Here is a 7,696-nt window from a genome sequence, read left to right on the forward strand (position 1 = left end):
CAAACAAAAAGGGATGCATGATGCATCCCTTTGTTATTTTTACTCTCAGTAAAAACGAGATTAAGCTTTTGCTTTAGCCGCTGCTTTAGCGATTGCTGCGAAGCTTTTCGCGTCTAGAGAAGCACCGCCAACTAGAGCGCCGTCGATGTCTGGTTGTGAGAAGTAAGCTTCAGCGTTTTCTGGTTTAACAGAGCCACCGTATTGGATGATTACTTGTGCTGCAACTGCTTCGTCTTTCGCTGCGATTAGTGCGCGGATAGAAGCGTGGATGCGTTGTGCATCTTCAGCAGTTGCTGCTTTACCAGTACCGATAGCCCAGATTGGTTCGTAAGCGATGATTGCGCCGTTTAGAGCTTCAACACCGTAAGTGTCGATAACTGCGTTGATTTGACGTGCACATACTGCTTCAGTTTCGCCAGCTTCGTTTTGCGCTTCAGATTCACCGATACAGAAAACTGGAGTTAGACCGTTTTCTTTTAGGAAATTGAATTTCTTAGCGATGAACTCGTCAGATTCGTTGTGGTATTCACGACGCTCTGAGTGACCGATGATGATGTGAGTAGCACCGAAATCTTTCAGCATTTCTGGAGACATATCGCCAGTGAACGCACCGCTGTTGTTTAGGTCAGTGTTTTGAGCACCTAGGATGATCTTGTTACCGCCTTCAGCGATTACGCGCTCTGCTAGGTCGATGTAAAGTGCTGGTGGAGCGACTGCTACGTCAACACCTTCAACGCCTTCAAGTTCAGCGTTAAGACCAGTTAGCAGCTCAGTTACCATTGCTTTGCTGCCGTTTAGTTTCCAGTTACCCATCACTACAGGACGACGCATAGGAATATCTCCCTTATCTTTAATGTAAATAGTCAATTAATGTAAAAAATCTACGTAGGAATATAACAGAATAATGTGAACAGATCATGATTGGCGTCATGTCTTGTCCGGCTTTCTTTGTTGATTCGACCAAGCATCGATCCTGTTATTTTTGTCAAAAGCAACCGATTGGTGATCGCGTAGACAGAATGATAGTTCATTCCTCGGAAATTGCTGCTGAGATTGGTATTACTACGCGCTGGAATTAATTGTTGTAGAAAGGAATCAAAATGCCAAATCTCGTTTTAGAGTATTCAAACTCGGTGGAAGAACGCGTCAATGTTCAGGGGTTGCTGGAGGATTTACATAAAACGGCGTTAGAAAGTGGCCTTTTTGAACTCGCGTCAGTGAAATCTAGAACGCTCCGGTGCCACAATTGGTTAATAGGAGAGGAGGGTGATAGCCTCGACTTTATCCATATCAACTTTGATTTGTTATCTGGTCGCTCCCAAGAACAAAAGCGAGAACTGTCACGAGCCTTGATGGCGACACTTCAAGAGCAAGCTAGTCATGTGCACAGTTTAACGGTCAATATCAGAGACATGGATATAGATAGCTTCCAAAAGGTAGTGAACTAGGTTGCGCTGAATTGCCCGAGAATAGCGAGGGGTTATTGTTACGAATTCTCAGCCCGGCTCTGCTTGTTGTAAGGTCGTTGTGGGCACCCAAGCTATCGGTGTCCTTTCCAAACTATATCGACTCGGCTAATCTATAACCTTTCTACTTTGGGGTAAAATTTGATGTCGACTAAAGAGTTACTGTTTTCTTTTCAAGGACGTATAAACCGTAAAACCTACTGGATTTGGAACGTCATTTACTATGTGTCCATTCTAGGCTTTGGTGCCGGTATCAGCCAACTGCTTCCTACTCTCTCCTATGTGCTTCTTCCTATTTTCTTGGTGGTTCTGTTGCTCCCTGATTTGGCGATAACTACCAAGCGTTGGCACGACCGCAACAAATCGATCTATTGGCTAGCACTGAATATTCCGTTGATTATCGGACGAATTGCCACGCCAATGACCAGCCCAGCCGCGCAAGAGCCGTCGACCCCACAGATGTTCGTCGCTTCCATTTCTCTGATTTGTGGTTTATGGATTCTAATTGAATGTGGTCTCTTAAAGGGGACATCAGGACCAAACCAATATGGCCCTGAGCCGGAGTAATCGCCTCAAGTATCGTGCGTGCTGAAAGTAGATTCTTAGTCTCGCTAAGGCTCGCTAGAATGACGCTCCCTGTTGGTTTAGAGGTAGTTAAAGTCATCGTCATTCTGAACAACGAGGAACGAGTGTGATTCAGAATCTACGCACAGAGCGCTCCGAGTTTGAAATAAACTGACTGAGCTTGCGAATTACAATGGAAAAGTAACAGCGAATAATGAAGGAGAATGAATCATCGATAAGACACCTTGCGTTTATATCCTAACGTCAAATAACAACGCCGTTCTCTACATAGGTGTTACCAGTCAGCTGCCCCAAAGAATATGGCAACATAAAAATGGAGTAGTGGAAGGATTTACTAAGAAATACAACGTTCATAAGCTCGTTTACTTTGAGTTATTCGACGATATGGCTACGGCTATAAACCGAGAAAAGCAGCTCAAGCAGTGGAAGCGTGAGTGGAAGTTAGCCTTGGTGAGAGAAACGAACCCTAACTTTCTCGATCTATCTACTGAGTATCAGTAAAAATCATCCCTATCTTTAAACGCGTTTAAGCTAACCACATCCGCTTTTTGTGTTGGTGCGGCTTCCCCTTGTAGCGCTGCTTTGAACTTCACGACCTGTTTTTGCAACTCGTTCATCAATACCACATTGGTGTGATGAGGGTTTTTACACGTGCTGATGACTCTATCGATGTGGCTTTGTTGAGCCCACAATCTTTCTTTCATATTTTCTGATGCGCTCTCGATCATTTCTTTCGCCATCTCATGACGAAATTGCTCAAAAGCTTCTGGGTCTCGCTCTGCCATTCGAACCATTTCATCGAATGGCGGAAGCGTTTGGGATGGGATATGACGTAGAGTAGACATCGATGCTCTCCAAATCCTTATGGAAATTGCCTTTAGTTACTAAAAGCCTATACCACTAGAAAGAGGAGAGAGGATGAATTCTTCAGCCGTCTCACTTATAAGAGAAGCTTTCAAGCTTGAGATTGAATAAGTGCGGTATGTCGATGTTTGGTTGTGGTGGTTACTGCAGTTGTTGGATGCGGTAAACGCAGCGTCTTTGACCACTAATGATGTGTTCGGTACGCTCTACTTTGGTGTCACGTCCAAGTAAAGACTGAAAGACACTTAATTCTGATTGGCACAAGCTTGGGCAGCGAATTGCGGCTTTACAAATCGGACAGTGATTTTCGATCAAGATGAATCCGTTCTCATCTTTCTCGAGCTCTGCCATATAGCCTTCTTGCTCTCTTAATGTGACGAGTGTTTCTAGTTTGCTTTGCAGAGAGTCGCATTGCTCAAGATGCTGACGATAACTTTGTAACGTGAGTTTTTCCCTTTCTGATGTGACTTTTTCCAGTCCATCTTTGCCAAAGATATGTTCGACAGCTTCTATAAACTGAATGGTCAACTCACCGTGACGGTCAGCAAATTGCTCATGACCTTTTTGAGTGAGAGACCAATGACGAGCAGGGCGACCAACTTTTACTTTTACGTCATGGATAGAAAGAATGCCATCATCTTCTAAACTTTGCAGGTGCTGACGAGCCCCCATGGTTGTCATACCTAGCTCAGAGGAGAGTTGTTTTGCAGTGACGGAGCCATCACGCTTAACGATTTGCAATATCCTATCTACGGTCTTCATATACCCACCATTTATACGTCAGTACATATTATGCGCGATAGGGTTAGTAAAGAAAAGTGTTGACTTAATTTGAGTGTGGATTTATAGGGGGGTATGTTCATATGAGCCAATATATGTCGTCATTCTGAACAGCGAGGAACGAGGTGATTCAGAATCTATCGTCCGATTGTGCAGCGCTTAAGGCGAGCAGGAAAGAATAGGAGTCTGCTGTTACCAGATTCTTAGTCTCGCTGGGGCTCGCTAGAATGACGAGTTCTTTTGATTTAGAGCTTGCTATGGTAACCGTCACTCTGAACGGCGAGGGACGAGGTGATTCAGAATCCATCTTCTGGTTGAGCAGTGGTTAAGGTGACCAGGAAAGAATAGGAGCTTGTTACAACTAGATTCTTAGTCTCGCTGGAGCTCGCTAGAATGACGAGCTCTTTTGATTTAGAGCTTATCAAAGTCACCGTCATTCTGAACAGCGAGGAATGAGGTGATTCAGAATTTATCGTCCGATTGTGCAGCGGTTAAGGCGAGCAGGAAGAATAGGAGTTTGCTGTTACCAGATTCTTAGTCTCGCTGGAGCTGGCTAGAATGACGAGTTCTTTTGATTTAGAGCTTATTAAAGTCACCGTCATTCTGAACAACGAGGAACGAGTGTGATTCAGAATCTATTGCCCGTTGTGCGGAAAGAAAGGCTCAAACTCAGATTGAGCGAGAGCCTCGAGAAATGCTTAAAGAATAATATCACGCACTTCTGGATCTTTACGATCTAGGTAGTGAGTCGACTTAATGCGACGAATAGTACGGCATCGACCACGCACGAGCAGCGTTTCTGTGGTTGCGATATTCCCTTGGCGAGAGATGCCTTCTAGCAAGTCACCTTTAGTAATGCCTGTAGCTGAAAATACCACATTGTCGCTACGAGCCATGTCTTCCATTTTGAGGACAACATTCGCTTTTACGCCCATTTCATCGCAGCGTTTTAGTTCATCTGCGCCGTAAATGCGGTTTTCTTCAGTATCGCCTTTTACCTCATGACGAGGAAGCAGGCGACCGTGCATGTCACCATCTAGCGCTCGAATTACCGCTGCTGATACAACCCCTTCTGGCGCACCGCCAATACAGTACATCATGTCCACTTCACTGTCTGGCATACAAGTTAGAATAGAGGCAGCGACGTCACCATCAGGCACCGCAAAGACACGTACGCCCATTGCTTGCATTTCTGCAATAACGTTATCGTGGCGAGGTTTCGCAAGGGTAATAACGACTAAGGTATCAAGTGGCTTGTTCAGGGCTTTTGCTACGTTCTCTAGGTTTTCTTTTAACGGCTTTTCTAAGTCAATTACGCCTTTTGCACCAGGGCCAACAACCAGTTTTTCCATGTACATATCTGGCGCTTTAAGAAAGCTGCCTTTCTCACCTGCGGCAAGTACGGCTAGTGCGTTCGATTGTCCCATTGCCGTCATACGCGTTCCTTCAATCGGGTCGACTGCAATATCTACTTCATCACCACCAATACCCACTTGCTCACCAATGTACAGCATTGGCGCATCATCGATTTCACCTTCACCAATGACAATTTCACCACTGATATCTGTTTTGTTCAGTAGCGTGCGCATAACTTCAACAGCTGCGCCATCGGCTGCGTTTTTATCGCCACGGCCAAGCCATTTGTAACCAGCCAGAGCTGCACCTTCAGTCACACGGGAAAATGCCATTGCTAAATCGCGTTTCATGATGTCTCCAAGTAAGCAAGAGGGAAGAAGAATTTGCGCGGCGATTCTATCACAAGGTCGAGTAAACGTTTGCCTTTTTGCGAGGCTTTTACTTTATCTAACTTGAATTTGATCAATACTTAGGGCGATTTTCAGAGTAGCGGGACGCAAAATCCTTGCTCAAAAATGCTTCGGCGACAAGAAAAGTCAGCGTTTAGTGAGATTGCGCTGATTTTTTGACCGAATGATGCAAAATATCGAATATAGTGAGTGTTTCTCATCGCGACGCTGAGTAGAATGAACCTTATATAGGTTAGGTGTGCATCAATCTCGCACATCGTCCCAACGGAATAACATAGGTAGGCCAAGATGTCTTTTGAAGTACTAGAACAACTAGAATCTAAAATTCAAACTGCAGTTGACACAATCACTCTTCTTCAGATGGAAGTCGAAGAGCTGAAAGAAGATAAAGCTAAACTTGCGGAAGAAGCGAACGAGCTTCGCTCTCAACGTGAAGAGCTAGAGCAAAAAGCACAACAAGCACAGCAAGAGCACGCACAATGGCAAGAGCGCATTCGTGCACTACTTGGCAAAATGGACGAAGTGGAATAATTCAGCTTCTTCATTCCAAATTAAAAACACCCGCGCTAAGCGGGTGTTTGTGTTTTAGGGAAGTAGAAAATGTTAAGACAAGGCGCTGATAGCTAAGAGAAGACCCTATAACTTAGACACCTAAGACTCGCTATGCTTCTTCATCCAACTCTAAATCAATATTCAATGGTTCAGGCGACAGGATAATTCCGGTGCTATCAGCATAAATATAATCTTCAGGTAAGAAGCTGACGCCGCCAAAGTTGACTGGTACATCCAATTCGCCAATACCCTGACTGGTCGCTCCAACAGGAATAGAAGCGAGGGCTTGAATGCCTAAGTTCATATCTTCAAGTTCATCTACTTCACGAACACAGCCGTAAACGACAATGCCTTCCCACTCGTTTTCTTCCGCAATGGTTGCGATTTCTGCATCGATAAGGGCTTTACGTAGGGAACCGCCACCGTCAATTAACAAAACGCGACCAAGTCCATCTTGCTCTAATGTCTCGCGGATCAACGAATTATCTTCAAAACACTTGATGGTGGTGATTTGCCCGGCAAATGAAGCGCGACCGCCAAAGTTACTGAACATTGGTTCAACCACATCTACCTGATCGAGGTAGATATCACAGAGTGCTGAGGTATTGTATTCCATAGCGTACCTTTCTAAACAGAAATTGGTTGTCTTTGAGTATATCTAGGCATTAAGTCAATGCAATGACAATCCTTTTTTAACTTACTAGAGTTTGAGCTACCACAATTGTTGCAAACAAAACGTTGGTGACTAGAGAGCATTTCACGATGACTGGCATCATTGGTGCTATTTGAGCAGGCTTTTGTGTATGCCAAACCGCTTTACCATGATCGGCCACGAAATAAATACTAAGTAAGAATGGCAAGCTAATCCAAACGGGTTTGTCTTGAATTAACAAGTAAGCCGCAAAGGCAAGGATAGCTCCGCCAAGTAAAATAAAGTGGTACTGTTTGGCTTTACGTTGACCTAAGCGTACCGCCACCGTGCGTTTACCACACTCTCGGTCGTTCTCTATATCACGCATATTGTTGATATTGAGTACTGCAACGGCGAGTAAACCGCAGCCTAAAGCAGGTAAGAATAGCGTGGTGTCTACGTGACCGGTATGCAAGAAGTAGGTACCGGATACGCCGAGTAAACCAAAAAACAAGAACACTGATATATCGCCAAGCCCCACGTAACCGTATGGTTTGCTACCCATGGTATAAGCAATGGCTGCGAGAATGGCCAAAATTCCCAGCCCGATAAAAGTAACAATACTTTCCAGTGAACTTAGTGAATAGAAAACTAACACCAAGCCTGAAATGGCGGTCAGAGCGATGTTAAAGATAATCGCCTGTTTCATCTGTTTCGCACTTACCGCGCCTGACTGCATCGCTCGTAATGGGCCGAGGCGTTTGTCGTTATCTGTACCTTGAACGGCATCACCATAGTCGTTTGCCAGGTTGGACAGAATTTGCAGCAATGTCGCGGTTACGAAAGCCATGATGGCAATCGTCAGTGAGAAATGACCCGCCGAGTACGCGAGCACGCTACCTGTTAAGATAGAGACCAATGCCAGAGGTAATGTTTTTGGACGAGCGGCTTCAAGCCAGATCTGTAGAGATTGTTTCATGGAAATTTCGTGCTAGTAACCAATGTGCCCAGTATAAGCACAAAGAGGCAGATACGCTATTGACCTAAAACAA

The 7,696-nt window shown here is 44.8% G+C and carries 10 protein-coding genes; 4 read left to right on the forward strand and 6 right to left on the reverse strand.

Annotated features, from left to right (window positions below):
• Positions 1-60 precede the first annotated feature (60 nt).
• Positions 61-831 carry a triose-phosphate isomerase gene (tpiA, locus tag R7E00_RS22265; protein ID WP_005384863.1) on the reverse strand — a complete coding sequence of 257 codons (771 nt, stop codon included), beginning with the start codon at positions 829-831 and terminating at the stop codon, positions 61-63.
• A gap of 269 nt (positions 832-1,100) precedes the next feature.
• Between tpiA and R7E00_RS22270 the strand changes: the two genes are divergently transcribed.
• From R7E00_RS22270 to R7E00_RS22280, 3 genes are all read left to right on the forward strand, one after another.
• Entirely contained in the window at positions 1,101-1,448 is a 348-nt protein-coding gene (locus R7E00_RS22270; RefSeq protein WP_017820736.1) for a 5-carboxymethyl-2-hydroxymuconate Delta-isomerase, read from the forward strand.
• A 162-nt stretch (positions 1,449-1,610) separates the two neighbouring features.
• Positions 1,611-2,033: a DUF805 domain-containing protein gene (locus R7E00_RS22275; protein WP_053303353.1), complete on the forward strand. Its 423-nt coding sequence runs from the start codon at positions 1,611-1,613 to the stop codon at positions 2,031-2,033.
• A gap of 252 nt (positions 2,034-2,285) precedes the next feature.
• Positions 2,286-2,552: a GIY-YIG nuclease family protein gene (locus tag R7E00_RS22280; RefSeq protein ID WP_372051706.1), complete on the forward strand. Its 267-nt coding sequence runs from the start codon at positions 2,286-2,288 to the stop codon at positions 2,550-2,552.
• Here the strand turns inward: R7E00_RS22280 and R7E00_RS22285 are convergent.
• From R7E00_RS22285 to glpX, 3 genes are all read right to left on the reverse strand, one after another.
• Positions 2,546-2,896 (reverse strand): DUF3135 domain-containing protein, encoded by a 351-nt coding sequence (locus R7E00_RS22285; protein WP_154204880.1) that lies wholly within the window; start codon positions 2,894-2,896, stop codon positions 2,546-2,548. The genes R7E00_RS22280 and R7E00_RS22285 overlap by 7 nt on opposite strands.
• A 160-nt stretch (positions 2,897-3,056) precedes the next feature.
• A complete protein-coding gene (locus R7E00_RS22290) occupies positions 3,057-3,677 on the reverse strand; it encodes a helix-turn-helix transcriptional regulator (protein WP_213867420.1) in 621 nt (206 codons plus the stop codon).
• Between the two features lie 716 nt (positions 3,678-4,393).
• Positions 4,394-5,401 (reverse strand): class II fructose-bisphosphatase, encoded by a 1,008-nt coding sequence (glpX, locus tag R7E00_RS22295; RefSeq protein ID WP_047101877.1) that lies wholly within the window; start codon positions 5,399-5,401, stop codon positions 4,394-4,396.
• A 348-nt stretch (positions 5,402-5,749) separates the two neighbouring features.
• On the opposite strand from glpX, the gene zapB reads away from it, so the two are divergent.
• Positions 5,750-5,992, forward strand: a complete 243-nt coding sequence (gene zapB, locus R7E00_RS22300) for a cell division protein ZapB (protein ID WP_005379536.1) — start codon at positions 5,750-5,752, stop codon at positions 5,990-5,992.
• 130 nt (positions 5,993-6,122) lie between these two features.
• On the opposite strand, the gene rraA is transcribed toward zapB, so the two are convergent.
• Positions 6,123-6,629 (reverse strand): ribonuclease E activity regulator RraA, encoded by a 507-nt coding sequence (rraA, locus tag R7E00_RS22305; RefSeq protein ID WP_005379537.1) that lies wholly within the window; start codon positions 6,627-6,629, stop codon positions 6,123-6,125.
• A gap of 76 nt (positions 6,630-6,705) precedes the next feature.
• Positions 6,706-7,623 carry a 1,4-dihydroxy-2-naphthoate polyprenyltransferase gene (locus R7E00_RS22310; protein WP_053349706.1) on the reverse strand — a complete coding sequence of 306 codons (918 nt, stop codon included), beginning with the start codon at positions 7,621-7,623 and terminating at the stop codon, positions 6,706-6,708.
• Between the last annotated feature and the right edge of the window lie 73 nt (positions 7,624-7,696).

Origin of the sequence: Vibrio sp. Vb1755 (assembly GCF_033338635.1) — a bacterium.
GTDB classification, from domain to species: domain Bacteria; phylum Pseudomonadota; class Gammaproteobacteria; order Enterobacterales; family Vibrionaceae; genus Vibrio; species Vibrio alginolyticus.

Coding starts and splice junctions, on each gene's coding strand:
- tpiA (WP_005384863.1), bottom strand. CDS start 831: ATGCGTCGTCCTGTAGTGATGGGTAACTGGAAACTAAACGGCAGCAAA.
- R7E00_RS22270 (WP_017820736.1), top strand. CDS start 1,101: ATGCCAAATCTCGTTTTAGAGTATTCAAACTCGGTGGAAGAACGCGTC.
- R7E00_RS22275 (WP_053303353.1), top strand. CDS start 1,611: ATGTCGACTAAAGAGTTACTGTTTTCTTTTCAAGGACGTATAAACCGT.
- R7E00_RS22285 (WP_154204880.1), bottom strand. CDS start 2,896: ATGTCTACTCTACGTCATATCCCATCCCAAACGCTTCCGCCATTCGAT.
- R7E00_RS22290 (WP_213867420.1), bottom strand. CDS start 3,677: ATGAAGACCGTAGATAGGATATTGCAAATCGTTAAGCGTGATGGCTCC.
- glpX (WP_047101877.1), bottom strand. CDS start 5,401: ATGAAACGCGATTTAGCAATGGCATTTTCCCGTGTGACTGAAGGTGCA.
- zapB (WP_005379536.1), top strand. CDS start 5,750: ATGTCTTTTGAAGTACTAGAACAACTAGAATCTAAAATTCAAACTGCA.
- rraA (WP_005379537.1), bottom strand. CDS start 6,629: ATGGAATACAATACCTCAGCACTCTGTGATATCTACCTCGATCAGGTA.
- R7E00_RS22310 (WP_053349706.1), bottom strand. CDS start 7,623: ATGAAACAATCTCTACAGATCTGGCTTGAAGCCGCTCGTCCAAAAACA.